This is a genomic window from Okibacterium fritillariae (genome assembly GCF_052783725.1).
The window spans coordinates 73,602-97,851 of record NZ_CP199917.1; the positions used below are offsets into that span (position 1 = coordinate 73,602).

Below are 24,250 nucleotides of genomic sequence, written 5' to 3' on the forward strand. Positions count from 1 at the left end.
GGAGGCGCGGTTGACGCCCACCGTGGGCGTGTTGTCGGCGGCGGTCATTCGGTGCCCCCCGCCGTGGTGCGCAGCCTCGAGACGATGTCTTTGGCGTCCTTCAGCGACTCGGCGCTGATGGTTCCCTCGATCTGCTGACGGTCGTAGGTGGAGAGCAGCGACAGGGGCACGCCCGTGTCTTCATACCGGTGCGACAACGAGATGGGCCCGACGTCTTGCTGGATGCCCTGGTAGATCACGACCGTGTTGGTGTCCGACCCGACGTAGAACCGGGTCTGCGTCCACGCGTAGGCCAGGAGAACGGCGAGGATGATCGCGAGGGCGATGACGATCGACCCGACCAACCATGTGAGCCGGCGCCGTTTGGCGCGGCGTGCATCTTCTTCGATCAGCTCGTCGTAGTAGTCCTCGGCGGCCGACTCGAAGTGGCTGGGGCCCGAGGGCGTGGCGCGGCCCGAGTGCAGGCGCAGCGACGGCAGCAAGCCCGTGCGGCGCGGCTCGTTCGACTCGAAGGCGAGCGGTTTGGCGGCCGAACCGACGACGACGGGGGATGTCGCGGCCGGCGTGGGCTCGGCGCCCACGTCGTAGATCACGACGGTGACGTTGTCGGGCGCCCCGTGGTCGAGGCTGTCCTTGACGAGTTTCTGTGCCACCTGCTGGGCCGGAATCTCTTCGGCCAGCGCCTTCTTGATGGAGTCGTTGTCGATGACCCCCGATAGGCCGTCCGAACAGATCAACCAGCGGTCGCCCGGGTGCGTCATCAGCACCTGCGTGTCGATCTCGGGCGCCGAATCGACGTCGCCCAGGACGCGCATGAGCACCGAGCGGCGCGGATGCACCATTGCCTCTTCTGCCGTGATGCGGCCCGAGTCGACGAGCCGCTGCACGAACGTGTGGTCGACCGTGATCTGCGACAGCTCGCCGTCGCGGTAGAGGTAGATGCGCGAGTCGCCGATGTGGGCGAGAGCGATCTCGTCGCCGACCACCACGATGGCGTCGACGGTCGTTCCCATGCCGGTCAGCTCGGGATGCTCGAAAACCGTGTCGGCGAGCTCACCGTTGGCCGCCGTGATGGCCTCTTGCAGCGCGAGTTCGGCTTCAGCGGCGGTTTCGTAGGGGACATCCGCCTCGATGATGCGCTTGAGTGCGATGGCCGAGGCGACGTCGCCGCCCGCGTGCCCGCCCATGCCGTCGGCAACCATGAACAAGCGGTTTCCGGCATATCCGGAATCCTGGTTGTTCGAGCGGATCTTGCCCACATGGGAGATCGCCGCGCTGTTGCCTGAGGCCATTGTGTCTACCGTCGCAGCTCGAATGTCGTCGCGCCGACCTTGATCGGGGTGCCGAGCGTGATCTGCGTGGGCGAGGCGATGCGCTTGCCGCCCAGATAGGTGCCGTTGGTCGAGTCGAGGTCCTGCACCATCCAGTCTTCGTTCCAGAGCAGGAGACGGGCGTGGTGGGAGGAGGTGTAGTCGTCGCGGATGACGAGCGTCGAGTCGCTCGATCGCCCGATGGTGAGCGGCTCGCGCCCGAGGGGCACCTCGAGCCCCTCTTTCGGACCCGCCGTGATGACGAGCCTGGTGGTGTTGTGGATGGTGGCGGCCTCATGTCGGCGGCCGCTCGCGACCGGCGCTGCCGCCTGTTGGCGCGGTTTCGGCTTGCTAGCCGTGGCTGCGGCGGCGCTCGCGGCCGCGAGACCTGCCCCCGCACCGGCACCGGCTGCCCCGGCTGCGGCGGGCGAACCCGAGGCGCGCGCACCCTTGGCGTCGGCGGGTTTGCGCGTGCCCTGCCCGAACATGTCCGAGCGCAGCGCGTAGACGACACCGAACACGAACAGCCACAGCAGCACCAGGAAGGCGATGCGCAGCACCAGGAAAGTCAGTTCACTCATCGGCCGGGCCCCCAGAAACCGTCGTTCACATCGTTGAGGCGGGTCACGTCGTCGGCGCGGCCAGCGCTGGCGCGGCCCGCGTCGTCGGACTGCGGCAGGATGCGGAAGATGATGCGCGTGCGGCCGATCTGAATGGCCGAATCGGGCTCGAGGGCGGCCTGCGAGAACGGGCGGCCGTTGAGCTCGGAGCCGTTGGTCGAACCGAGGTCGCGAGCCTGGGCGTTGGTGCCATCCCACAGGATCTCGACGTGTTTGCGGCTCGTGCCCGAGTCGTCGATCGTGATGTCGGCGTCGCTGCCGCGGCCGATGACCGTGCGGCTCTGCGTGATCGGGTAGCGCTTGCCGTTGACGTCGAGGACGGGAGTCCAGCTGACCTGGCCCTTCACGTTCTGCGAATCGACCTGGACCATGCCCGATGACAACGTTTCGTCGGCGGCGAGGTCGATGCGCACGCCGCCCGCGAACTGGTAGCCCTGCTTGGTGGCGTGCGACTGAACAACGTCGACGAGCTCGTCGATGAGGGCCGGGCCGAGGCCCTGCATGCGCGTGAGATCGGTCGTGGCCATGCGCACACGGAAGCGGTTGGGGGCCAGGATGCGCTCGCGTGTGACGACGGCCGCGCGGGTGTCGAGCTCGCGCTTGAGGGCGGAGCTGATCTCGACGGGCTGCAGCCCCGAGCGGAAGGTCTTCGCGAAGGCGCCATTGACGGCGCGCTCGAGACCTTTCTCGAAGTTGTCCAGTATGCCCACGGGTCTCCCGATCCAATAAATGCGTGCTCAAACGGCTAGGGACATGTTAGTGGGATGTACTGAGAGACGCGTTCAGAGCAGCGGAAACGCGGCCCGACGGGGGCTATTTGCGACCCGCCTCGCGGCGGCTCCTGCGCCAAATGGCGCGGAGGAAGTCTACGTGCTAATCTCGCTGAGTTGACACGTTCGCGTGTCGCGATCGCGCGAGTGGCGGAATTGGCAGACGCGCTGGCTTCAGGTGCCAGTGCTCGAAAGGGCGTGGGGGTTCAAGTCCCCCCTCGCGCACAGATCGTACGCAGTGAGATGATGGCCCGACCGGGAGACCGGCCGGGCCTTCTATCATTCATGGCGCCGCATGTTCGTGCGACGGATTGCGCGATGCGCAAGGGCCTGGGGGATGTCGGTGGGGCGATTTAGCATGGGGGCATGACAGACAACAGTGGTGAGACCCTGGGCGGTCGGGGAGCCGACGCCGACACGAGCGCGAGCAAAGATCCGAGCGACTGGGTGACAGGCGACGAGCCGATCACCGAGGCGCAGAAGAGCTACCTCGACACGCTGGCCCGCGAGGCCGACGAAGAATTGTCGGCCGATATGACGAAGGCCGAGGCATCCGAGCACATCGATCGCCTGCAGAAGAAGACGGGGCGCGGCGAGTAACACCGCCCGACTCCTTATATAGAGCGCCCGTTCTGCCGAGAAGGCAGGGCGGGCGCTTTTCTGTGCTCGCCGCGTCCCGAGCAGCGGGCTGAGGAGGACGTTTCACGTGGAACATCTTGCTCGAGACAGTTTGGCGGAGGCGGGACGGGGCAGCGTGACGGGCGCGCGTTCGGGCCGAGCGTTCTGGTTTCGTGAGGGGTGGGGGAGGGGGCGTGAGGAAAACGTGAGGATCGTTTAGGCGAGGTGCGGGCGGGTGTCTGATGGCTCTGGCGCCGAACAGGGGCCCGCGTGCCGCGAGGTGCGCGCAGGAAGTCTGGATGGAGTCTTGCCGTGCTCGACGTTCTCTATATCGTCGGCGTGATCGTGCTTTTCGCGGTCGTCGCCCTGGTCGCCCGGGGGGTCGAGCGACTGTGATCGTCTTCAACGTCCTCGCGGCCGTGCTGGCTGTCGCCGCCATCGGCTACCTTGTGTGGGCGCTCGTGAAACCGGAGCGCTTCTGATGGACACGTGGTTCGGCATCCTTCAGGTCGCCACGCTCGTGGCGGCACTCGTGCTCGTGTACAAGCCCCTCGGCGAATACATGGCGCGTATCTACACCTCCGATCGCGACCTGCGGGTCGAGCGCGGCTTCTACCGGCTCATCGGCGTGAACCCCCGCTCCGAGCAGACCTGGCAGGCCTATCTGCGCGGCGTGCTCGCCTTCTCGCTCATCGGGCTGCTCTTCGTCTACGTGCTGCAGCGCGCGCAGGCGGTGCTTCCGTATTCGCTCGGGTTCCCCGCCATCCCCGAGGACCTGTCGTTCAACACGGCGGCCTCGTTCGTGGCCAACACGAACTGGCAGTCGTATTCGCCCGACGTGACCATGGGCTACAGCGTGCAGCTGGCCGGTCTCGCCGTGCAGAACTTCGTCTCCGCGGCTGTCGGCATCGCCGTGGCCATCGCCCTGGTGCGCGGCTTCGCGCGACGCCGTTCGGGCACCATCGGCAACTTCTGGGTGGACCTCAGCCGCGGCATCCTGCGCCTGTTGCTGCCCTTTGCCGCCGTGGCTGCGGTCGTGCTCATCGCCGGCGGAGTCATCCAGAACCTGAACGGGTTCACCGATGTGAACACGCTCGCGGGCAACACGCAGTCGATCCCGGGCGGGCCGGTTGCCTCACAGGAGGCGATCAAGATGCTGGGCACGAACGGAGGCGGGTTCTTCAACGCGAACTCGTCGCATCCGTTCGAGAACCCGACCGCGTGGACCAGCCTCGTGCAGGTGTTCCTCATGTTGGTGATCCCGTTCAGCCTGCCGCGCACCTTCGGGAGCATGGTGGGCAACAACAAGCAGGGTTACGCCATTCTCGCCGCCATGGCATCCATCTTCCTGGTGTCGTTCACGGCCCTGACGCTGCTCGAACTCGGGGGAGCCGGCACCGCACCGCAACTCGCGGGCGGGGCGATGGAGGGCAAGGAGATGCGATTCGGCATCATCGGGTCGACGCTGTTCGGCTCGACCTCCACGCTCACGTCGACGGGTGCCGTCAACTCGATGCACGACTCCTACACGAGCGTCGGCGGCATGATGCCCATGATCAACATGATGCTCGGCGAAGTGGCGCCCGGCGGCGTGGGCTCCGGCCTCTACGGCATGCTCATCCTCGCCGTGATCGCGGTCTTCGTGGCCGGCCTGCTGGTGGGCCGCACGCCCGAACTGCTGGGCAAGAAGATCGGGCCCACGGAGATCAAGCTCGCGAGCCTCTACATCCTCGTCACACCGACTCTCGTGCTGGCGGGAACGGCGCTCAGCTTCGCCATCCCGGCGGTTCGCGGAAACGTGGAGGGCACATCGATCTGGAACCCCGGCCTGCACGGCCTCTCCGAGGTGCTCTACGCCTTCACATCGGCCGCCAACAACAATGGTTCGGCCTTCGCCGGGCTGACGGCCAACACGCCCTGGTTCAACACGGCCCTGGGCGTGGCCATGCTGCTCGGCCGATTCATCCCCATCGTGCTCGTGCTGGCGCTCGCCGGCTCGCTCGCGGCGCAGGACAAGGTGCCCTCGACCGCCGGAACGCTGCCCACGCACCGACCGCTCTTCGTCGGCATGCTCGTCGGCGTGACGGTCATCGTCACCGCACTCACCTATTTCCCCGTACTCGCGCTGGGTCCCCTGGCGGAAGGGTTGTCATAAACATGTCCAGCTCGAACACGATCGAGAACGCCCCGGCCGCCGACGGCGCGCACGACGGCCACGCTCTCGCCGACGGCACGCACGCTGACGGCTCACCCCGGCAGCTCGGCGCGCCGCACCGCCGCGGCAAGAAGGCATCGGATGGCGCAGCCCCGGCCCCCCGCGTCGGCGCCATCTCGCCCGCGCAACTCGTCCAGGCCCTGCCCGGCGCCTTCCGCAAGCTCGACCCGCGCCTCATGTGGAAGAGCCCCGTCATGTTCATCGTCGAGGTGGGCGCGGCGCTGACCACGCTCATCGCGATCGCCGAACCCTTCGTGGGCGGCGTGGGAACCTCGGGCGGCCAGAGCGTGCCCGGCGGCTTCACGTGGGCCATCGCCGTGTGGCTGTGGCTGACCGTGCTCTTCGCCAACCTGGCCGAGGCCGTGGCCGAAGGTCGCGGCAAGGCCCAGGCCGACAGCCTGCGTCAGACCCGCACCGACACCGTGGCCGAACGCGTCACCAGCTATGACGCCGACGCGGATGCCGCGGCCGAACACGCCCCCACCGAGAAGGTGTCGTCAGCCGATCTCACCCTCGGCGACACGGTCATCGTGCGCGCCGGCGAGTCGATCCCGGGCGACGGCGACATCGTCTGGGGCATCGCCTCGGTCGACGAATCGGCCATCACGGGCGAATCGGCCCCCGTCGTGCGCGAATCGGGCGGCGACCGCAGCGCCGTCACGGGCGGAACCCGCGTGCTGAGCGACCGCATCGTCGTGCGCATCACGTCGAAACCCGGCGAGACCTTCGTCGACCGCATGATCGGTCTCGTCGAGGGCGCGTCCCGGCAGAAGACGCCCAACGAGATCGCCCTCAACATCCTGCTCGCCAGCCTGTCGATCGTGTTCGTGATCGTCGCGCTGACGCTCAACCCGATCGCGTCCTATGTGGGCGCGGCCGTGAGCGTGCCCGTGCTGATCGCCCTGCTCGTCTGCCTCATCCCGACCACCATCGGGGCGCTCCTCTCGGCCATCGGCATCGCCGGCATGGACCGCCTCGTGCAGCGCAACGTGCTGGCGCTGTCGGGTCGTGCCGTCGAGGCCGCGGGCGATGTGACCACGCTGCTGCTCGACAAGACCGGCACCATCACCTACGGCAACCGGCGCGCAACCGAGTTCGTGACGCTCGACGGTGTCACGCTCGGCGAACTGGCGGATGCCGCATCCCTCGCCTCTGACGCCGACCCGACCCCCGAGGGCAAGTCGATCGTCGACCTGGCCCGCAACGAGGGGCTCGGATCGCGCGAGGACGGCGCCGCGCTCGAGGTGGGAACCGTCGTCGTGCCGTTCACCGCTCAGACGCGCATGTCGGGCGTCGACCTGCCGTCGGGCGAACAGATCCGCAAGGGCGCCGGCTCGGCCGTGCTCGCTTGGGTGCGCGAGACCGGCGAGGTGAACCCCGGCGTGGCCGGGCGCCTCGACAAGGAGATCAACCGCATCTCGCAGTCGGGTGGAACACCGCTCGTCGTCGCCGTGCGCGAAGCCTCGGCGGATGCTGCGGCACCCCGCACCCGCATCCTCGGCGTCGTGCACCTCAAGGACGTCGTCAAGGAGGGCATCGCGGAACGCTTCGCCGAACTGCGCGCCATGGGAATCCGCACCGTGATGGTGACGGGCGACAACCCGCTCACGGCCAAGGCCATCGGCGCCGAGGCCGGTGTCGACGACGTGCTCGCCGAGGCGACGCCCGAACAGAAGCTCGAACTCATCCGCCGCGAGCAGGAGGGTGGCAACCTCGTCGCCATGACGGGCGACGGCACCAACGACGCCCCCGCGCTCGCGCAGGCCGACGTGGGTGTGGCCATGAACACGGGCACCTCGGCGGCGAAAGAGGCCGGCAACATGGTCGACCTCGACTCCGACCCGACGAAGCTCATCGACGTGGTGCGCATCGGCAAGCAGCTGCTCATCACGCGCGGCGCGCTGACCACGTTCTCGATCGCGAACGACATCGCCAAGTACTTCGCCATCATCCCGGCCATGTTCGCGGGCGTTTTCCCGGGCCTCGCGGTGCTGAACATCATGCAGCTCAGCTCGCCGGCCTCGGCCATCCTGTCGGCGATCGTCTTCAACGCGCTGGTGATCGTGGCGTTGATCCCGCTGGCGCTCCGGGGCGTGAAGTATCGCGCGGCGAGTGCGTCGAGCATCCTCGGCCGCAACCTGCTGATCTACGGTCTCGGCGGCGTGATCGCGCCGTTCATCGGAATCAAGCTGATCGACCTGATCGTCAGCCTGATTCCCGGGTTCTAGCCGGCCCCGGCCGCCCTCACACACACTCAGTCACAGACATCCAGAAAGAAGAAGGAATCATGGGCCAGGCCCGGAACGCAGCGAAACAGTATTGGGTGGCGGTGAAAGCGATGCTCGTCTTCACGGTGGTGCTGGGCCTCGCCTACCCGCTCGTGATCCTCGGCATCGGGCAGGGCGCGCTGCCGGCCCAGGCCAACGGATCGCTCGAAGAGGTCGGCGGTCAGACGGTCGGTTCGGCGCTCATCGGGCAGTCATTCAGCGACGCCGACGGCAACCCGCTGCCCGAGTGGTTCCAGCCCCGGCCGAGCGCCGCGGGCGACGGCTACGACTCGGCGGCCTCCTCGGGCTCGAACCTCGGGCCCGAGAACGCCGACCTGATCGCGGCCATCGAGGAGCGTCGCGCGCAGGTGGCCGACTTCAACGGTGTGCCGGCCGGCGAGGTGCCGGTCGACGCGCTGACGGCCTCGGCATCCGGTCTCGACCCGCACATCAGCCCCGAATACGCGCTGTTGCAGGTGCAGCGGGTCGCCGACGAGCGCGGCTTGAGCTCCGACGACGTGCGGGCGCTCGTCGAGTCTAAGATTCAGGCAAGGGATGCCGGCTACCTCGGCGAACCGACCGTGAACGTGCTGCAGCTCAACGCCGCTGTCGCCGAGATGGGTTGATGACCTGATGAAACGTGGGCGGCTGCGGGTGCTGCTCGGCGCCGCTCCCGGCGTGGGCAAGACGTTCGCGATGCTCGAAGAGGGGCATCGGCTGCAGCAGCAGGGCGTCGACGTGGTCGTGGCCATCGTCGAGACCCACGGCCGCACGGCCACCGCCGCACTCGTCGACGGGCTCGAGGTGGTGCCGCGACGACAGGTCGGGCATCGGGGTGTCGAGCTCGACGAAATGGATACGCAGGCGGTGCTGGCGCGGCATCCGGATGTGGCCCTGGTCGACGAATTGGCGCACACCAACGCGCCGGGCGATGACCGCGAGAAGCGCTGGCACGACGTGGAGGTGCTGCTCGACGCCGGAATCGATGTGGTGTCGACCGTGAACATCCAACACATCGAATCGCTCAACGACGTGGTGCAACAGATCACGGGTGTGCCGCAGCGCGAAACGGTTCCAGACGCCGTGCTGCGCGGCGCCGACCAGATCGAGGTCATCGACCTGGCGCCCGAGGCGCTGCGCGATCGCCTGTCGGGCGGGCTCGTCTATCCCGCCGCACGCATCGACGCCGCGCTGTCGAACTATTTCCGCCTCGGCAACCTCACGGCGCTGCGGGAGCTGGCGCTGCTGTGGTTGGCTGACGAGGTCGACAGCGCGCTCAAGCGGTATCGCCGCGAGCACGGCATCGACCACAAGTGGGAGGCGCGCGAGCGCGTGGTGGTGGCGCTGACGGGCGGGCCCGAGGGGGAGACCCTGCTGCGCCGCGGGGCCCGCATCGCGGCCCGGTCGTCGGGGGGCGAACTGTTGGCCGTGCACGTGATCAGCCAGGACGGGTTGCGCGACGCGCAGCCCGGGGCCCTGGCGGCACAGCGCGCGCTCGTCGACACGCTGGGGGGCACGTATCACCAGGTGATCGGCGAAGACGTTCCGCGGGCCCTGGTCGATTTCGCGAAGGCGTCCAATGCCACACAGCTCGTCATCGGGGTGAGCCGGCGCTCGCGGTTGGCCGCGGCGTTCACGGGGCCCGGCATCGGGCAGACCGTCATCCGCGAATCGGGTGACATCGACGTGCACATCGTGACGCACGGGGCCGCGGGCTCGCGGTTCACGCTGCCGGGGCTCGGCGGGTCGCTCAGCCCCAAGCGCCGCATCATGGGTGCGCTCGTGGCGCTCGCGGGTGGTCCGTTGCTCACGTGGCTGCTCGTGCAATTCCGGTCGGACGAATCGATCACCTCGGATGTCCTCTCCTACCAATTGCTGGTCGTGGTCGTCGCCCTCGTCGGCGGCATCTGGCCGGCGCTCTTCGCCGCGCTGCTCTCGGGGCTGACGCTCGACTACTACTTCGTGCAGCCGCTCTACACCGTGACGGTGGGCGACCCGCTGCACCTGCTCGCCCTGCTGCTCTACATCGTCATCGCCGTGCTGGTGAGCGTGGTCGTCGACCAGGCGGCCCGGCGTAGTCGATCGGCGCGCCGCTCGGCCGCCGAATCCGAGCTTCTCGCCACGGTCGCGGGCAGCGTCTTGCGGGGCCAGGACGCCCTGCAGGCCCTCGTCACGCGCACCCGTGAGGCCTTCTCGTTGACGGGCGTGCGACTGCTGGATGCCTCGAGCCACACGGTGCTCACCACCGACGGCGAACCGGCCGCCGACGATCGCGTCACCACCATGCCGGTCGGGGAACGCGCCATCCTCGAGCTGCACGGCCCCGACCTCGCGGCCTCGGAGCGCCGCCTGCTGAGCGTCATCACCACGCAGATCGACCAGGCGCTCGAACACAACGCGCTCGCCGAGACCGCCGACGTGGTGGGCTCGCTGGCCGAGGCGGACCGCATGCGCAGCGCCCTGCTCGCGGCCGTCGGGCACGACCTGCGCCGACCGCTCACCGCTGCGACCGCCGCCGTCAGCGGACTGCGCTCCACCGAGGTCGCGTGGACGGCGGCCGATCGCGACGAACTTCTCGCCACGGCATCCGAAAGCCTCGAATCGCTGGCCGTGCTGGTGACCAACTTGCTCGACGTCAGCCGGGTCGAGGCCGGGGTGCTCGCGGTGTCGCTGCAACCGACCGATGTGGCCGAGGCCGTGCTGCCGGCGCTCGACGAGCTCGATCTGGGCCCGGGAGACGTCGAACTCGACCTGCCGGGCGGCCTGCCCGCGGCGCTTGCCGACCAGGTGCTGCTCGAACGCGTGGTCGTGAACCTGCTGTCGAACGCCGTGCGCTATGCGCCCGAGGGCAGCCGCGTGCGCGTGGCGGGGAGCGCATTCGGGGGGCGGGTCGAGATCCGCGTGAGTGACCAGGGCCCCGGCATTCCGGCCGACCGCCGCGCCGACGTGTTCGTGCCGTTCCAGCGACTCGGTGACACCGACAACAGCACGGGCCTGGGCTTGGGGCTGGCGCTGTCGAAGGGATTCGTCGAGGGGATGGGCGGAACCCTCGAGGCCGAAGACACCCCGGGCGGCGGGCTCACCATGATCGTGGCGTTGCCCGCGGCGGAGCTCGGCTGCGAACCCGGCGCCCGAGACGCCCAGCCGGTACCGAAAGAGGACACCCCGTGAAGATTCTGATCGCCGACGACGACCCGCAGATCCTGCGGGCGCTGCGCGTCACCCTGGGCGCCCGCGGCTATGAGATCGTGACGGCCGCCGACGGGCGCGAGGCCCTCAACGCCGCCATCGAGCAGCATCCGGATCTCATCATGCTCGACCTCGGCATGCCCCATTTCGACGGCATCGACGTGATCGAGGGGGTGCGCGGATGGAGCGAGGTGCCCATTCTGGTCGTGTCGGGTCGCACGGGCGCCGCCGACAAGGTCGACGCGTTGGATGCCGGAGCCGACGACTATGTGACCAAACCGTTCTCGATCGACGAGTTATTGGCGCGCATCCGGGCCCTGACGAGGCGCAAGCCGACCGCGGCCGACGAACCCGTCATCGAGTTCGGAGACGTGCGCGTCGACCTCGCGGCCAAACACATCGTGCGGCGCGGGGGCGACGGAACATCGACGCCCGTGCGCCTGACACCCACCGAGTGGAAGATCCTGGAGTTGCTGCTGCGCAATCCCGGCAAGCTCGTGACGCGCGACGCGTTCTTGACCGAGGTATGGGGGCCGCACCACACCGAGGACACCGGCTATATGCGCCTCTACATGGGGCAGTTGCGCAAGAAGCTGGAGGCCGAACCATCCCGACCCCGGCATCTGCTCACCGAGGCCGGCATGGGTTATCGCTTCGCGCCGGATGGGGGCGTCGAGCCGTAGGCCGTTCCGGGGTGGATGGTCGGGGGAGCCGGGGGAGCCGGGGGAGCAGGGGGAGCAGGCGGAGTCGGGGAAGCGGCGGCAGTTGGAGCGCCGGGGGCCTGGGGCGCCGCCGTCGCGGCGGCTGGCTGGGCAGACACCGGGGACGGGTTGGACGCGGGCTCCTGAGAGGGTGCCGAAGCGACGGGTACTCCGGGAGCGGCGGCGGGGATAGACGCCGTTGCGCTGGGGGTGGCCGCGGGCGCCGGCTGCGGGGCGGCGGGTTCGAGCCGAACGACGGCGGGCGCGACATCCGATGCGATCTTCTCGCGGTCGAACAGGGTCGAGTAGACGAAGCCCGCGATGAGCCCGCCGAGGCTCGGGAAGACGAGGAACACCCAGACCTGCACGAGCCACGGCGTGCCGGCGAAGATGGCGGTTGCGAGCGAGCGGGCCGGGTTGAGCGAGGCGTTGTCGATAGGGATGGCGACGAGCAGCAGAACGGTCAGGGTGAGCCCGATGGCGATGGGCGCGAACCCGGCGTTGGCTCGGGCGTGCGTGACCCCCAGGATGACGAAAAGGAACAGCGCCGTGGCGACCACCTCGACGATGACGACCGAGAACAGCGAGAACAGGTTGGGCGAGAGCTCGCCGTAGCCGTTGGACGCGAACCCGTCGACGAGCGTGCGCTCGAGGTAGCCGAGCGGCCCGCCCGAGGCGATCGCCAGGACGGCAGCCGCACCGGCGATTGCTCCGACCAGCTGCACCGCGATGTAGGCGGGGACCTCGCGCCACGCGAAGCGGCGTGCCGCCGCGAGGCCGAGCGTGACGGCGGGGTTGAAGTGGCCGCCCGAGATCGGGCCGAAAGTGTAGGCGCCGATCATGACGGCCAGGCCGAGCGCGAGGGCGACACCCAGGAACCCGACACCGAGGGGGTTCGAGGGTTCGATGCCGAAGAAGGCCGAGAACGTGGCCGTGCCGGTCAGCGCGAAGACGAGCAGGAACGTGCCGGCGGCTTCGGCGAGGAGTTTGGCCGAGGTATGGGGCTGAGGGGTCGCGGGTTGGGGCGCATCAGGGTAGCTCATATTCTCTACTCTAGAATATCAACGTCTGAACGGAAGAAATTTGCTGAGAACGTCGGCGCGTCGAACTCAGGCCCTCCCCGGCGCACCGAACCCCCCGCCGCGCGGCGTCCTCACAACTCGGGCGCTTCGCGTTCCTCCAGGCCCCACGGCGAGCCATACCCGGCAGGCGCCGGCTGGGCGAGCAGCTCGAGGAACGGTCGCGCGTCGAAGGCCTCGGGGCCGAGCACCCCCGCTCCCGACCAGGTTCCCCGCGCCAGCAGCTCGAGCGCCACCACGGGGTTCACCGCGGTCTGCCACACCACGGCCTGCGAGTCGTACTCGCGCATGGACCACTCGTTGTCGACCACGTGATAGAGGTAGACGGCCCGGGGTGCGCCATCCGTGCCGCGCCCCGTGACGTACAGGCCCGCGCACGTCTTCCCGCGCATCTTGTCGCCGAGCGTTGCGGGGTCGGGCAGCGCCGCCGCCACGACATCCCGGGGGGACACCTGCACACCCTTCACGGTGAGCGGCTCGGTCTTGTCGAGACCCAGCTTGTTGAGCGTCTTGAGCACCTCGATGAACTCGTCGCCGAGGCCGTATTTGAACGTCACCTTGCGGGCGTTGGTCCAACGCGGCATGAGGATGACCTCCTCGTGCTCCACGTTCACGCATTCGACCGGGCCGATGCCTTCGGGAAACTCGAACACCTCCGGCTCGGAGAACGGCTCGGTCGTGTACCAGCCGCGCTCGCGCTCGAAGACGACGGGCGGGTTGAGGCACTCCTCGATCGTCGTCCAGATCGAGAACGAGGGCGCGAAGTCATAGCCCTCGACCGTGAGGTTGGCGCCGTCGCGCACGCCCAGCTCCTCGATCTCGGAGAAGAGCTCGTCTTCGGCATACCGGGCGAAGACATCGGAGAGGCCGGGCTCGACGCCCATGCCCACGAGCGCCAGGCGCCCCGCATCCGACCACGCCGAGGCCGCCGCGAACTGCTCGTCACCCAACATGACGCCGGTCTGAGAAAAGGGGTGGTCGGGATGCCGCTCCGACAGGCTCATGGCCATGTCGAGGTAGGTGGCGCCGCCCTGGAAGGCGCCCTCGAAGATGCGCATCACGAACCGCGGGTCGACGGCGTTGAGCACATGCGTGATGCCGTGCTCGCGAATGAGGGCGGCGACGGCATCCGCGGATGACGCATCCACCTGTGCCGCGCGCAACCGGTCGTCACCGAGCGCGTCGACGAGCACCTGTGGGCGGGCCGGATCGTAGTCGGCCACCACGAGCAGCTCGAAGAACTGTCGCCGCACGGCGATGCGCACGGCCGCAGAGCCCACGCCTCCCGCTCCGATGATGAGAATGCGCAGGCGGTGCTCGGTCATGGACTACTTCCCTTCGGGACGGGCGGTGGGGGCGGTGTCGTCGTCGGAGTGCGCGGCGATGGTGTGCGCGGCGACGGTCAGATCGGGGGAATCCGGCACGAGCACCGGGGTGTCGCGGTTGAGGCTCTCGCCGCGGTAGAAACGCTTCGAGCCGGGGAACGCCCACCAGATGATCGCGAGCACCAGCCCGAGGGCGAGCGAGCCGATGCCGACGACGAAGGTTCCGCCGATGCCGAGCAGCGTGCTGTAGCCGTAGTCGACGCTCACCATGTCGATGGCCGACTTCACGAACGCGGCCGTGAGCAGCACGGCGCCGAGCAGCGGGAACAGGAAGCGGAAGAAGAAGTTATGCGCCGAGTCGAAGAGGTTGCGGCGGAAATACCAGACGCACGCGAAACCCGTGATGGCATAGTAGAACGCGATCGCGAGACCCAGCGACAGGATGGAGTCGGCGAGGATGTTGCTCGACACGGCCGTCATGATCACGTAGTAGGCGATCGAGGCCGCGCCCATGACGAGCGTCGAGAACGACGGCGTCTTGAAGCGCGGGTGCACCACGCTGAAACGCGCGGGCAGAGCCTGGTAGACGGCCATCGACAGGGTGCCGCGCGCGGTCGGCAGGATGGTGGTCTGCGTCGACGACACGGCCGACACGAGCACGGCCACCACGAGTAGCCACGCCCGCGGACCGAACAGCGCATCCTTGAGCGCGAAGAAGATGTCGTCCGAGCCGTCGGGGTTTGCCAGGCCCAGCCCCGATTCGCCGACGCCCGCATACATCATGGCCGCCACCGTGACACCCACGTAGGTGACCAACAGGATGACGGTCGAGATGATGGCCGAACGGCCCGGGATGCGGCGGGGATCCTTCGTCTCTTCATTCAATGCGAGGCAGGCATCCCAGCCCCAATAGATGAAAAGCGCCAGCAGGATCGCCTCGGTGAAACCCGTCGCATCGGTGAACGCGAACGGGTTGAACCAGTCGAGCGTCGGCATGGTCGGGTCGGGCGCCGTGCCGTTGACGACGCTCGCGATGGCCAGGATCGCGAACAGCGCGAGGGCCGCGTATTGGATGGCGAGCAGAACCACCTGCAGCTTCTCGCCGATCTCGAGCCCGCGGTAGCTGATATACGTCATGGCGGCGATGAAGAAGACACCCGTGGCCGTGACGAGGAAACCGTTCTCGGCCAGCGAGCCGTCACCGATCAGCAACCAGAGGTAGGTGCCCGCGATCTGGGCGAGGTTGGCGAGCACCACGATGCCGGCGACAGCGACGCCCCACCCCGCCATCCACCCCACCCACGGGCCGAAAGCCTTGGTCGCCCACGTGAACGACGTGCCGCAATCCGGGATCTCGCGGTTGAGCTCGCGATAGGCGAAGGCCACGAAGAGCATGGGGATGAACGCCAGGATGAACGCGATCGGGGCCTGAGCGCCCACGGCCAACACGACGAAGCCGAGCGTGGCGGCAAGTGAATAGACGGGGGCCGTGGAGGCGAGCCCGATGACGACCGAACCGGCCGTGCCGAGCGTGCCCGCCGCGAGGCCCTTGCCCGCACCGTTCTCGGGAGGGACGGGAGGGCGGCCGGGGGTTCGGGTGGACGGTGCATCGGTCATCGTGCGGGCATCCTTGTCTCTGGGCCGCTCGGGGCGGCAGATAACGCCGATGGTGCTGTGGTGCGTTCACACTAGACCCGCGGGGCTCAGGTCGTGAGGGTTTTTCTCGTGACACGCGGAACGGCGGCATCCCGTTCGAAACGAGACGCCGCCGCCGTTGTCATGCTGTGCGAGGTTTAGGCCTCGACGTCACCGCGCCAGGCGCCGTCGGGGGTGCCCTTCGACTCGATGTACTCCTTGAAGTTCTTCAGGTCCTTCTTGATGGCGTGGTTGTCGACGCCGAGCGTCGAACCGAGCTTCTCGAGCAGGCCCTTGGGCTCCCAGTCGATCTGCACGGTGACACGCGTCTCGGTGTCGGACAGCTTGTGGAACGTGACGACACCGGCGTGGTCGACCTCGCCACCCGTGCTGTTCCAGGCGACGCGCTCGTCGGGGTGCTGCTCGGTGATGTTCGCCTCGAACTCGCGCTCGACCGTTCCGACCTTGACCTTCCAGACCGTCAACGTGTCGGTGACCTGGGTGATCGATTCGACCTCGTCGAGGAAGTGCGGGAATTCCTCGAACTGCGTCCACTGGTTGTAGGCGACGGACACGGGGACGTTGACGTCGACGGTTTCGATCGTTTGGGTCATGGTGATACTCCTCTGCGTTGTGCGGTTTACGAGATCGATATCGACGCTACGCCGGGGCATCTCTTCGCGCGCGGGGTGTCGAGAATGCGCACGACGTGCTAGAGGACACGCCGCGTTCGAGAGCCGGGTTTGCGGGCCCGTCGGGGGCCGCCGGTAGCATGGCTGACGCGACCTGGGAGGTGCACCATGGCCCGAAGCCGAACGACGACCGCGCTCGCCGCGACCGCGCTGGCGGGGCTCGTGGCCCTGACCGGCTGCACGGCGACGAGCCCGACCGGGCCGAAGACGCCGTCCGCCGCGCGCACCGTGCTGACGGCCCCCACCGACGCGCTCACGGTGGCCGACGGGGATGCCGCGGCGAATGCGCTCGTGGCCAGCCGGCAGCTGTTCGGCGAAGCATCCGTGGTCGTCGTCGCTGCGAGCGATGACGCCGATGCGCAAGGGGCCGCGGCTGCCGAGGCCGAGAAGCTGGGTGTGCCGATGTTGCTCGGCGCGGCGTCTCGCGAGACGGGGTCGACCGCCTCCGCTTCGCCCGAAGAGGGCTCCGACGAGCAGACGGCGAACGCTGTCGACGACGAGCTCGACCGCCTCAAGGCGCACACGGTGGTGACCTACGGACAGGTCGACGCGCAGCGACTCGACGTTCCCGGCGATGGCTCAGATGGCGGCGGTGGTGACGAGCGACGCATCATTACGGGGTCCGCCGCATCCGACGACGATGTACCCCGCCTCGAACGCGGCGAACGCGCCGGCAAGACCCTCGCCCTCGCGACCGACGACCCGAGCGCGCTCGCCGCCTCGGCGACCGCCCGCGCGGCCGGTGTGCCCGTGCACGCGCTGCCCGCCGCAGACGCCAACCCGCAAGCATCCGCCGACGCCATCACGGCCCTCGCCGCCGCACCCGACGACGCCGTGCTCGCCCTGGGCGCCCCCTTCGCCGACCAGCAGGCGCTCGACTGGAAGGTGCGTTCGGCACGCACCGGCTACCAGCTGCCTGGTGGCGGTCAGATGCTCTTCCCCGGTCACCAATTCGTGGCCCTCTACGGCGCCATCGGCACGGGCGCGCTCGGCGTGCTCGGCGAGCAAGATGCCGCGGGCACCGTGCAGCGCGCGAAAGACGTCGCCGCGCCCTACGAAAGCCTCAGCGACAAGACCGTCGTGCCCCTCATGGAGATCATCGCGACCGTGGCGGCGGGGGCGGCGGGGCCCGACGGCGACTACTCCAACGAGATCGACCCCGAAACCATCCGCCCCTGGATTCAGGCTGCCGCGGATGCCGGGCAATACGTGGTGCTCGACCTGCAGCCCGGCCGCAGCGACTTCCTCACCCAGGCCAAGCGCTACCAATCGCTGCTCGAACTGCCCAACGTGGGCCTGGCGCTCGACCCCGAATGGCGGCTCAAGCCCGACCAGGTTCCGCTGCGCCAGATCGGCTCGGTGTCGGCGGCCGAGGTCAACGAGGTGTCCGCCTGGCTGGCGCAGTTGACCAACGAGAAGGGGCTGCCGCCGAAGATGTTCGTGCTGCACCAGTTCCGTCTCGCCATGATCCAGGACCGGCAGACGCTCGACATGTCACACCCCGAACTGGCCATGCTCATCCACGCCGACGGCCAGGGCGGCCAGCCCGACAAACAGGCCACGTGGCGGGCGCTGCACCAGGGCGCCCCCGAGGGCATGGCGTGGGGCTGGAAGAACTTCTACGACGAAGACAAACCCATGCTCACGCCCGAGCAGACGATGCGCGACGTCGCGCCGCTGCCCGACCTGGTCACCTACCAATAGCGGGGGAGCGCAACATTCTGAGCGAACCGTCGCTCGGCGTCGAGAGGAACCGCGCAGGGCCGAGGTGGGCGACGAAATGACCGGCGCTCGCGTGTCAACTGTCCGGCGGCGCGGCCAGTGCCGCGAGGCCCGCGAGGTCGAGGCGCAGGCCGGCAGGGGAGTGGTGCAGCGTGAAGAGCGTGTGGGTGCAGCCGCGGCAGATGACGATGTCGGACGAGTCATCGCGCTCGACGACGGCCGTGGCGAGCGGGGCCTCGTCGCCGCAATGACGGCACGTGACGAGCGCCGTCGTGAGGTCGGCGGCAAACAAGGCCGAGAGTGGCCCGGCGAGGGCGTTGCCGTCGACGTTCTCCACGGTCGAGGTGACGCCGTCCGCCAGATGCGGGAACGGGTGAGACGACATCACGAACCTCCAAAACGTTCGGTGCGAATGCGTTGCGGGTCGTGGCCGAGGGCGACGAGCGCCTTCGCCGTGGCCTCGACGAAACCGGTGGGGCCGCACACGTACACGGTGGGGGCATCGGAAGCCGACAGCGACGTCTCGGCCAGCAACTCGCGCGTCACCCGGCCGGCGGGGCGAGGCCATCCGCTCGGGGTCTCGCGCGTGTAGACCCAGTCGAGGGCGAACGAAGCGTCGACCAGGGACAGCAGCTCGTCGGCGAAGTACGCGTCGGCCGGGGTGCGCACCGAGTAGAGCAGGCGGAACGGGGCGGCGCTCGCCGCGGCGTGGTGGGCGCGGGCCATGGCGACGAGGGGAACGATGCCGCTGCCGCCGGCGATGAGTTGCACGGGTTCGGTCTGCTCGGCATCCCAGACGAAGAAGCCGCCGAGCGGCCCGCGCACCTCGAGTTGATCGCCCACGATCACGTCTTCGACGAGGTAGGGCGACACCTCGCCATCGGGCAGCTCGTCCACGGCCAACTCGACGGCCTGACCGTCGCCGAACGAGGCGATCGAGTAGGAGCGCACGGCCTGGTAGCCGTCTTCAGCGGTGAGCCGCAGGTCGAGGTGCTGGCCGGGGCGGTTGCCGGGCCAACCGGGAACCTCGACGAGCAGACGTCGGCCCGTGCGCGTCAACATCGTCGCCTCGGTCACGGTGCCCACGAACCACTCGGCCCGCGTCACCAATACCGCTGCTCCTGCCACGGGTCACCATAGGTGTGATAGCCGTTCTGCTCCCAGAACCCGGGGTCGTCGTCGTTGTGCATGACGATGCCGCGCACCCACTTGGCGCTCTTCCAGAAATACAGGTGCGGCACGAGGAGCCGGGCGGGGCCGCCGTGCTCGGGCTCGAGGGGCTCCCCGTCGAACTCGGTTGCGATCCAGGCTTTGCCGTCGAGCAGGTCCTCGAGCGGCAGGTTTGTCGTGTAGCCGCCGTAGGAGTGCACCATCGTGAAGTCGTAGCTGGTCTCGACCTCGGCGAAGAGCGTGTCGAGCGAGACGCCGCGCCAGGTGGTGCCGAGCTTCGACCAGCGCGTGACGCAGTGGATGTCGGTGTCGATGGTCTCTTGCGGCAGCGCCTGCAGCTCATCCCACGACCACTTCTTCTCGTCGCCCGTCTCGGTGCGGATGAGGAATTCCCACTCCGCGGTGTCGACCTCGGGCGTCGGCCCGGCCGAGAGCACCGGGAAGTCGGTGGTGAGAAACTGCCCGGGCGGGAGGTCGGGCGTCGATTCGCGGCGGCGCGCCCCGAACCCGCGTGAGATGACAGCCATGGTGTCGCCCTTCGATCGGTGCGCGAGTGGCGCGGCGGATGGCTCGACCGCCGCCCGTGCGAACGCGCAACGCGTGCCCTGCCGCTGATTCTCGTGCGTGCGGCTGGGGCGGCGCAACACTTATTTGTCGAAGGATTGCTCGTTGAAAGGCGGAAGGGGCGACGTTCGACGACCGAGGACGGGGTGACCCGCGGCCGTGACCGCGTCGTTCAGTGACGGGGGCCGCGCGTGTCAGTGGTGGACGTCGCGTCTGTCAGCCGCGGATCGGCGCCTGCCGCGGCCCGGCGTCGTAGCGGGCGAGGGCATCGGCGTCTTGTGCGAGCCGCGCGGCCCGGCGGGCGATGTCGAGCGCTTCGACCGGATCGGCAGACGCGCCGGCGAGCACGATCTGTCGTTCCGCTTCGGCGAGGCGCGTGCGCGCCTCGGGACCCACGCGCGAACGATTCGACGTGATGAAGTCGGCCGCGACCTCGATGTAGCTGTTGGCCGAGAAGATCGCTCCGCGCAGGGCGGCCTGCGCATTCTTAATGCGTTCGACGTTGCTGCGGGCCTCGGCCAGCGCCTGGTCGAGTTGCAGGGATGCATCGCGCAGTCGTCCGACGGCCGGCAGCGGATTGAGCCCTCCCACGGGAACGAGCTCGCGTCGGGCGTCGGTCGCGGATTCGCCGTCAGCCTCGGCGACTGCGGGGTCGCCGTCATCGGCGCGCGGCGGAAGGCTCGCGGCACGGGCACCGTTCGCGGCGCCAATCGCTCCCGTTGCGGTGGGCCCCGTGGCGAGGGCGCGCACCTGCGTCTCTGCGTCGTCGGCCGCGCGCTGGGCAACGGTGATCGCGTCGCCGATCAGGTCGGCCGCATCGGGCAACGGGTTGGCGTCACGCGCGGCGCGAGCCTCGGCAATGCCCGCCCGCGTATCGGCGAGGGAGCTTTCGAGTTCACTGGCCGCCCCGTTGAGGGTCTCTGCGATGTGCTCGACCTGGGCCAATGTGGTGCGGGCCGTTCCGAGGTGGCGCGCGACGGCGTCGAGGTGGGGAGCGGCGAGTGTTCCACGTGAAACGGCGTCGGCCGCGGCATCCGCTGATCGTCGCGCTTCGGCGAGCAGGGCCGCCGCGGTGCGGGGTGCGTCGGCAGCGGCACCGATTGCAGTGGGCGAGAAGCGGCGGGCGAGGGCGTCGAGCGTGGCCCGCGCGGCGGGGAGGGCGGCTTCGGTTTCGGCGAGACCGGCGGTCAGCTGGGCAAGTCGTTCGGGGGCATCGCGCTCGACGGAGCGTCGCTCGCTCAGTGAGGAGTTCTCTGTTTCGACTAGTCGCGTCGCCGTGGCGCACAGCTCGATGATGCGCGTATTCCAACGGGTGCGGTCAGATTCCGTATCGGGAATATGATCGTCGAGCTTCTGGCGCAGGAGGAATGCTTCGCGCAGGGCCTGTCGTGCCGAACTCACCGCGCGAGCCACCTGGGCGGCATCGGATTTGCCGAACTGGGCCTCGGCGAAGCCCACCTCGTCCTCGGCCTGCCGCACGACATCGTCGGCTTGAACCAGGGCCAGACCGGCACGCTGGTCGAGGGCCTCGGGGGTGCGCCCCTCAGCCTCGAGCACCCGGCGGCCCCGGGCGCGTAGACCGCGCACGAGCAGAACGGCCGCGACGGCGGCGCCCCCGAAAACGATGAGCGAGGGAAGCCACCACAGTGCGCCAGACATACGCCGATTCTAGGCAGTTGCGGTGTGTGAACCCTCAGAACCAGCTTGTTCTGGGCGGATCTCGTAGCGGAACGTGCCTCGGTATTCGTAGATGAGCCCGACGAGGGGGAGCGACAGGGTGACGTCGACGCGCTGGCGGTCGACGGATTCGTCGAAGGCTTCGCGCAGGGTCACGCGCGGTGCGACGACACGGGGGATGCGCAGACGCCGCGTGCCGAAGCGCAGGGCGACGGCGTTCGACCGAAGCAACAGTGCGCCGTCTTCGGCGCGTGCGTCGAAGCGGGCCCAGAGCGGCGCTCCGAGTCCCAGACGGTCGATGAGTGAGCCGTCCTCCTCGGCGATGACATCGACCATGTCGCGGTCGCGGCGGCCCGATCCCGAGCGCCCGGCCAGGCGAAACGTCCGTGTGGCCGCGACCCCGGGGTGCCCACCCGCACCCACCACGGGCCTGTTCTCCACAGTGAAGGGCACGTCCCGCTGCCACACGGGAAAGAGGATGCTGCGCCGGGCCAAGACTGCGAGCACGGGCCACATCCACCGCCGCGGTGTGCCGACCGTGTGGAACACCCCCTCGCCGCGGCCGACCGACCCGCGGGGGATGGCCGAGAAGTAGAGGCGCAGGCGCGGATGCAGGAGAGCCAACACCGCGGGAATCGCGGCTTCGTAGGGCGACGGGGTTGGCATATGGGCGACTCTAGCCCGGCGGAGCCCGGTCGAGCTCGCGCGACGCTGGACGCGCCTGCACCGAGGCCGCCGGGGTCGGGTCGAGCGGCCGAGGCCCGCGCTAGCTCAGCGCGAGGGCCTCGTCGAGGGAGATGGACGGGAGGCCCAGTGCGCGCGCGACCGGGGCGTTGGTGAGCGAGCCGGCGTGGGCGTTGAGACCGAGCGCGAGCGCCTGGTCATCCGAGACCGCCTTCTTCCAGCCTTTCTCGGCCAGCGCGATGGCGTAGGGCAGTGTGGCGTTGGTGAGCGCACGGGTGGACGTCTCGGGAACGGCGCCCGGCATGTTGGCGACGCAGTAGTAGACGCTGTCGTGCACGGCGAAGGTGGGGTCGTCGTGGGTGGTCGGGCGTGAACCCTCGAAGCATCCGCCCTGGTCGATGGCGATGTCGACCAGAACCGAGCCGTGCTTCATGGTCGAGACCATCTCGTCGGTCACGAGCTTCGGCGCCTGCGCACCCGGGATGAGCACCGAACCGATGACCAGGTCGGCCTCGCGCAGCTGCGCCGCGATCTCGTAGGTCGACGACACACGCGTCTGGATCTGGCCGCCGAAACGAACCTCGAGGTCGCGCAATCGCGGGATGGACAGGTCGATGATGGTGACGTCGGCGCCCATGCCGAGCGCGTTGGCCGCGGCATGCTCGCCCGCCACGCCGCCGCCGATGACGACGACCTTGGCCTTCTGGGTTCCGGGCACGCCGCCCAGCAGGATGCCTCGACCGCCCGCCGCGCGCATCAGATGGTAGGCGCCGACCTGGGTCGAGAGTCGGCCCGCCACCTCGCTCATGGGCTGCAACAGGGGCAGCGACCGGTTCGGCAGCTGCACGGTCTCGTAGGCGATGGCCGTGGTGCCCGAGGCGAGCACGGCGTCGGCGCACGGCTTCGATGCTGCGAGGTGCAGGTAGGTGAAGAGCGTCTGCCCGGAGCGCATGCGCGGGTACTCCTCGGCGATGGGCTCTTTGACCTTGAGGATGAGATCGCCCGTGGCCCAGACCTCGTCGCCCGTCTCGGCGAGCGTCGCGCCCGCCGCCGTGTAGTCGCCATCGGAGATCGACGAGCCGAGACCCGCGCCCCGCTCGACGATGACCTCGTGACCACGTCTCACGAGTTCGTGCACTCCGGCGGGCGTGATCGCCACCCGGTTCTCGTTGTTCTTGATTTCGGTGGGGATGCCGACGCGCATGCGTTTCTCCAATCGAGAGGCCGTCTCAGCGCCGGCGTCGTTGCCGGTCGTTCGCGACAGAACAATGCTCCGTATTCTGCGTTACGAGGACGTAAACTGTGCAGAATCAGCGGTTCACTGCATCCAATTTGCAGGATTATGCGGCGAGAAGGGGTCTCGATGTCGGTGTCACCGAAGAATGTGCGGGAGCGGGCGGGTGAGCAGGGCGCGGTGCGCGGGCGCGATCAGACACGAGACCTGGACGAGATCGACCGCGCCATCCTGGCCCAGCTGGCGGGTGACGCTCGGTTGCCGAACAATCAGTTGGCCGAGCGGGTGGGCATCGCCCCCTCGACGTGCGTGGCTCGCGTGCGTTCGCTGGTCGACCGGGGTGCCATCCGCGGGTTTCGGGCCGACATCGACCCGGCGGCCGTCGGGCTCGGGCTGCAGGCGCTCATCAGCGTCAACATTCGCGCGGGTGCTCGTCAACAGATCCGAACCTTCACCGAAGAGATGCGTTCACTGCCGGATGTCGTGCAGCTCTTCTTTCTGGGGGGCTCGGAGGACTTCATCGTGCACCTGGCCACGCGTGACTCAGACCATCTGCGGGACTTCGTCGTGACGCACCTCTCGGCCCACCCCGCGGTAGCATCGACGCGGACGAGCGTGATGTTCGAGCACTACCAAAACAGCCCGGCGCTCGACCCCCGTTAGCCGCGAAAGCGCACCGGGCCTGCGTGATTCCTTCGCCTGTCGAAGCGACCACTCTTCGACGACCTGTAAAGCGAAATTATAGAGCAAATAGACCTCAAATTTCGCCCCCTTGCGG

22 protein-coding genes and 1 tRNA gene are annotated in these 24,250 nt (G+C 68.8%); 10 read left to right on the forward strand and 13 right to left on the reverse strand.

Going from position 1 to position 24,250, the window contains the following annotated elements; translation table 11 throughout:
- Positions 1-44: 44 nt before the first annotated feature.
- From ACUWEX_RS00345 to ACUWEX_RS00355, 3 genes are read right to left on the reverse strand one after another with little or no spacing between them, the layout of a single operon-like run.
- Positions 45-1,292 (reverse strand): Stp1/IreP family PP2C-type Ser/Thr phosphatase, encoded by a 1,248-nt coding sequence (locus tag ACUWEX_RS00345; RefSeq protein WP_079726327.1) that lies wholly within the window; start codon positions 1,290-1,292, stop codon positions 45-47.
- Positions 1,293-1,297: 5 nt separating this feature from the next.
- Positions 1,298-1,891, reverse strand: a complete 594-nt coding sequence (locus ACUWEX_RS00350; RefSeq protein WP_079726328.1) for an FHA domain-containing protein FhaB/FipA — start codon at positions 1,889-1,891, stop codon at positions 1,298-1,300.
- Positions 1,888-2,640 (reverse strand): FhaA domain-containing protein, encoded by a 753-nt coding sequence (locus tag ACUWEX_RS00355; RefSeq protein ID WP_445996728.1) that lies wholly within the window; start codon positions 2,638-2,640, stop codon positions 1,888-1,890. The genes ACUWEX_RS00350 and ACUWEX_RS00355 overlap by 4 nt, the downstream gene beginning before the upstream one ends.
- 201 nt (positions 2,641-2,841) lie before the next feature.
- On the opposite strand from ACUWEX_RS00355, the gene ACUWEX_RS00360 reads away from it, so the two are divergent.
- From ACUWEX_RS00360 to ACUWEX_RS00395, 8 genes are all read left to right on the forward strand, one after another.
- Positions 2,842-2,925, forward strand: a tRNA-Leu gene (locus ACUWEX_RS00360).
- A 141-nt stretch (positions 2,926-3,066) separates the two neighbouring features.
- Positions 3,067-3,300 (forward strand): DUF3072 domain-containing protein, encoded by a 234-nt coding sequence (locus tag ACUWEX_RS00365; RefSeq protein ID WP_077054599.1) that lies wholly within the window; start codon positions 3,067-3,069, stop codon positions 3,298-3,300.
- Positions 3,301-3,710: 410 nt separating this feature from the next.
- Positions 3,711-3,800, forward strand: a complete 90-nt coding sequence (locus ACUWEX_RS00370; RefSeq protein WP_143785249.1) for a potassium-transporting ATPase subunit F — start codon at positions 3,711-3,713, stop codon at positions 3,798-3,800.
- Positions 3,800-5,473, forward strand: a complete 1,674-nt coding sequence (gene kdpA / locus ACUWEX_RS00375) for a potassium-transporting ATPase subunit KdpA (RefSeq protein WP_445996729.1) — start codon at positions 3,800-3,802, stop codon at positions 5,471-5,473. Before ACUWEX_RS00370 ends, kdpA begins: the two co-directional genes overlap by 1 nt.
- Positions 5,474-5,475: 2 nt before the next feature.
- Positions 5,476-7,761, forward strand: coding sequence for a potassium-transporting ATPase subunit KdpB (gene kdpB / locus ACUWEX_RS00380; protein WP_445996730.1), 2,286 nt, complete (start codon positions 5,476-5,478; stop codon positions 7,759-7,761).
- Positions 7,762-7,820: 59 nt separating this feature from the next.
- A complete protein-coding gene (kdpC, locus tag ACUWEX_RS00385; protein ID WP_445996731.1) occupies positions 7,821-8,426 on the forward strand; it encodes a potassium-transporting ATPase subunit KdpC in 606 nt (201 codons plus the stop codon).
- A gap of 7 nt (positions 8,427-8,433) precedes the next feature.
- Positions 8,434-10,971: an ATP-binding protein gene (locus ACUWEX_RS00390; RefSeq protein ID WP_445996732.1), complete on the forward strand. Its 2,538-nt coding sequence runs from the start codon at positions 8,434-8,436 to the stop codon at positions 10,969-10,971.
- On the forward strand, positions 10,968-11,672 hold the full coding sequence (locus ACUWEX_RS00395) for a response regulator (protein WP_079726335.1): 705 nt from the start codon (positions 10,968-10,970) through the stop codon (positions 11,670-11,672). The genes ACUWEX_RS00390 and ACUWEX_RS00395 overlap by 4 nt, the downstream gene beginning before the upstream one ends.
- Here ACUWEX_RS00395 and ACUWEX_RS00400 read toward each other — a convergent pair.
- The 4 genes from ACUWEX_RS00400 to ACUWEX_RS00415 form a co-directional block, all read right to left on the reverse strand.
- Positions 11,636-12,733 carry an aquaporin gene (locus ACUWEX_RS00400; protein WP_200811456.1) on the reverse strand — a complete coding sequence of 366 codons (1,098 nt, stop codon included), beginning with the start codon at positions 12,731-12,733 and terminating at the stop codon, positions 11,636-11,638. The two genes, ACUWEX_RS00395 and ACUWEX_RS00400, sit on opposite strands and share 37 nt — an antisense overlap.
- Before the next feature lie 110 nt (positions 12,734-12,843).
- On the reverse strand, positions 12,844-14,079 hold the full coding sequence (locus tag ACUWEX_RS00405) for a saccharopine dehydrogenase C-terminal domain-containing protein (RefSeq protein WP_445997588.1): 1,236 nt from the start codon (positions 14,077-14,079) through the stop codon (positions 12,844-12,846).
- Between the two features lie 18 nt (positions 14,080-14,097).
- On the reverse strand, positions 14,098-15,711 hold the full coding sequence (locus ACUWEX_RS00410; RefSeq protein WP_445996733.1) for an APC family permease: 1,614 nt from the start codon (positions 15,709-15,711) through the stop codon (positions 14,098-14,100).
- Between the two features lie 176 nt (positions 15,712-15,887).
- The gene (locus tag ACUWEX_RS00415; protein WP_079726337.1) at positions 15,888-16,343 is read right to left on the reverse strand and encodes an SRPBCC family protein; all 456 of its coding nucleotides are present in this window, start codon (positions 16,341-16,343) and stop codon (positions 15,888-15,890) included.
- Between the two features lie 186 nt (positions 16,344-16,529).
- Between ACUWEX_RS00415 and ACUWEX_RS00420 the strand changes: the two genes are divergently transcribed.
- Complete coding sequence (locus ACUWEX_RS00420) at positions 16,530-18,125, forward strand: hypothetical protein (RefSeq protein ID WP_079726338.1); 1,596 nt, start codon at positions 16,530-16,532, stop codon at positions 18,123-18,125.
- A 94-nt stretch (positions 18,126-18,219) separates the two neighbouring features.
- Here the strand turns inward: ACUWEX_RS00420 and ACUWEX_RS00425 are convergent, their stop codons facing one another.
- The 6 genes from ACUWEX_RS00425 to ald form a co-directional block, all read right to left on the reverse strand.
- Entirely contained in the window at positions 18,220-18,528 is a 309-nt protein-coding gene (locus tag ACUWEX_RS00425; RefSeq protein ID WP_079726339.1) for a DUF6510 family protein, read from the reverse strand.
- Positions 18,528-19,271: an FAD-binding oxidoreductase gene (locus ACUWEX_RS00430; RefSeq protein ID WP_445996734.1), complete on the reverse strand. Its 744-nt coding sequence runs from the start codon at positions 19,269-19,271 to the stop codon at positions 18,528-18,530. The genes ACUWEX_RS00425 and ACUWEX_RS00430 overlap by 1 nt, the downstream gene beginning before the upstream one ends.
- A complete protein-coding gene (locus tag ACUWEX_RS00435) occupies positions 19,247-19,840 on the reverse strand; it encodes a sulfite oxidase-like oxidoreductase (protein WP_445996735.1) in 594 nt (197 codons plus the stop codon). Before ACUWEX_RS00435 ends, ACUWEX_RS00430 begins: the two co-directional genes overlap by 25 nt.
- A gap of 253 nt (positions 19,841-20,093) precedes the next feature.
- Complete coding sequence (locus ACUWEX_RS00440; RefSeq protein WP_445996736.1) at positions 20,094-21,536, reverse strand: hypothetical protein; 1,443 nt, start codon at positions 21,534-21,536, stop codon at positions 20,094-20,096.
- Between the two features lie 9 nt (positions 21,537-21,545).
- Positions 21,546-22,220 carry a DUF4166 domain-containing protein gene (locus ACUWEX_RS00445; RefSeq protein WP_445996737.1) on the reverse strand — a complete coding sequence of 225 codons (675 nt, stop codon included), beginning with the start codon at positions 22,218-22,220 and terminating at the stop codon, positions 21,546-21,548.
- Positions 22,221-22,320: 100 nt separating this feature from the next.
- Positions 22,321-23,442, reverse strand: a complete 1,122-nt coding sequence (ald, locus tag ACUWEX_RS00450) for an alanine dehydrogenase (RefSeq protein ID WP_445996738.1) — start codon at positions 23,440-23,442, stop codon at positions 22,321-22,323.
- A 159-nt stretch (positions 23,443-23,601) separates the two neighbouring features.
- On the opposite strand from ald, the gene ACUWEX_RS00455 reads away from it, so the two are divergent.
- The gene (locus tag ACUWEX_RS00455) at positions 23,602-24,135 is read left to right on the forward strand and encodes an Lrp/AsnC family transcriptional regulator (RefSeq protein ID WP_200811457.1); all 534 of its coding nucleotides are present in this window, start codon (positions 23,602-23,604) and stop codon (positions 24,133-24,135) included.
- Positions 24,136-24,250 lie beyond the last annotated feature (115 nt).

Excerpts from the sequence above, each read along its gene's own strand:
- ACUWEX_RS00345 (WP_079726327.1), bottom strand. The coding sequence starts at position 1,292 with ATGGCCTCAGGCAACAGCGCGGCGATCTCCCATGTGGGCAAGATCCGC.
- ACUWEX_RS00350 (WP_079726328.1), bottom strand. The coding sequence starts at position 1,891 with ATGAGTGAACTGACTTTCCTGGTGCTGCGCATCGCCTTCCTGGTGCTG.
- ACUWEX_RS00365 (WP_077054599.1), top strand. The coding sequence starts at position 3,067 with ATGACAGACAACAGTGGTGAGACCCTGGGCGGTCGGGGAGCCGACGCC.
- kdpA (WP_445996729.1), top strand. The coding sequence starts at position 3,800 with ATGGACACGTGGTTCGGCATCCTTCAGGTCGCCACGCTCGTGGCGGCA.
- kdpB (WP_445996730.1), top strand. The coding sequence starts at position 5,476 with ATGTCCAGCTCGAACACGATCGAGAACGCCCCGGCCGCCGACGGCGCG.
- kdpC (WP_445996731.1), top strand. The coding sequence starts at position 7,821 with ATGGGCCAGGCCCGGAACGCAGCGAAACAGTATTGGGTGGCGGTGAAA.
- ACUWEX_RS00390 (WP_445996732.1), top strand. The coding sequence starts at position 8,434 with ATGAAACGTGGGCGGCTGCGGGTGCTGCTCGGCGCCGCTCCCGGCGTG.
- ACUWEX_RS00400 (WP_200811456.1), bottom strand. The coding sequence starts at position 12,733 with ATGAGCTACCCTGATGCGCCCCAACCCGCGACCCCTCAGCCCCATACC.
- ACUWEX_RS00410 (WP_445996733.1), bottom strand. The coding sequence starts at position 15,711 with ATGACCGATGCACCGTCCACCCGAACCCCCGGCCGCCCTCCCGTCCCT.
- ACUWEX_RS00415 (WP_079726337.1), bottom strand. The coding sequence starts at position 16,343 with ATGACCCAAACGATCGAAACCGTCGACGTCAACGTCCCCGTGTCCGTC.
- ACUWEX_RS00420 (WP_079726338.1), top strand. The coding sequence starts at position 16,530 with ATGGCCCGAAGCCGAACGACGACCGCGCTCGCCGCGACCGCGCTGGCG.
- ACUWEX_RS00425 (WP_079726339.1), bottom strand. The coding sequence starts at position 18,528 with ATGTCGTCTCACCCGTTCCCGCATCTGGCGGACGGCGTCACCTCGACC.
- ACUWEX_RS00435 (WP_445996735.1), bottom strand. The coding sequence starts at position 19,840 with ATGGCTGTCATCTCACGCGGGTTCGGGGCGCGCCGCCGCGAATCGACG.
- ACUWEX_RS00440 (WP_445996736.1), bottom strand. The coding sequence starts at position 21,536 with ATGTCTGGCGCACTGTGGTGGCTTCCCTCGCTCATCGTTTTCGGGGGC.
- ACUWEX_RS00445 (WP_445996737.1), bottom strand. The coding sequence starts at position 22,220 with ATGCCAACCCCGTCGCCCTACGAAGCCGCGATTCCCGCGGTGTTGGCT.
- ald (WP_445996738.1), bottom strand. The coding sequence starts at position 23,442 with ATGCGCGTCGGCATCCCCACCGAAATCAAGAACAACGAGAACCGGGTG.
- ACUWEX_RS00455 (WP_200811457.1), top strand. The coding sequence starts at position 23,602 with ATGTCGGTGTCACCGAAGAATGTGCGGGAGCGGGCGGGTGAGCAGGGC.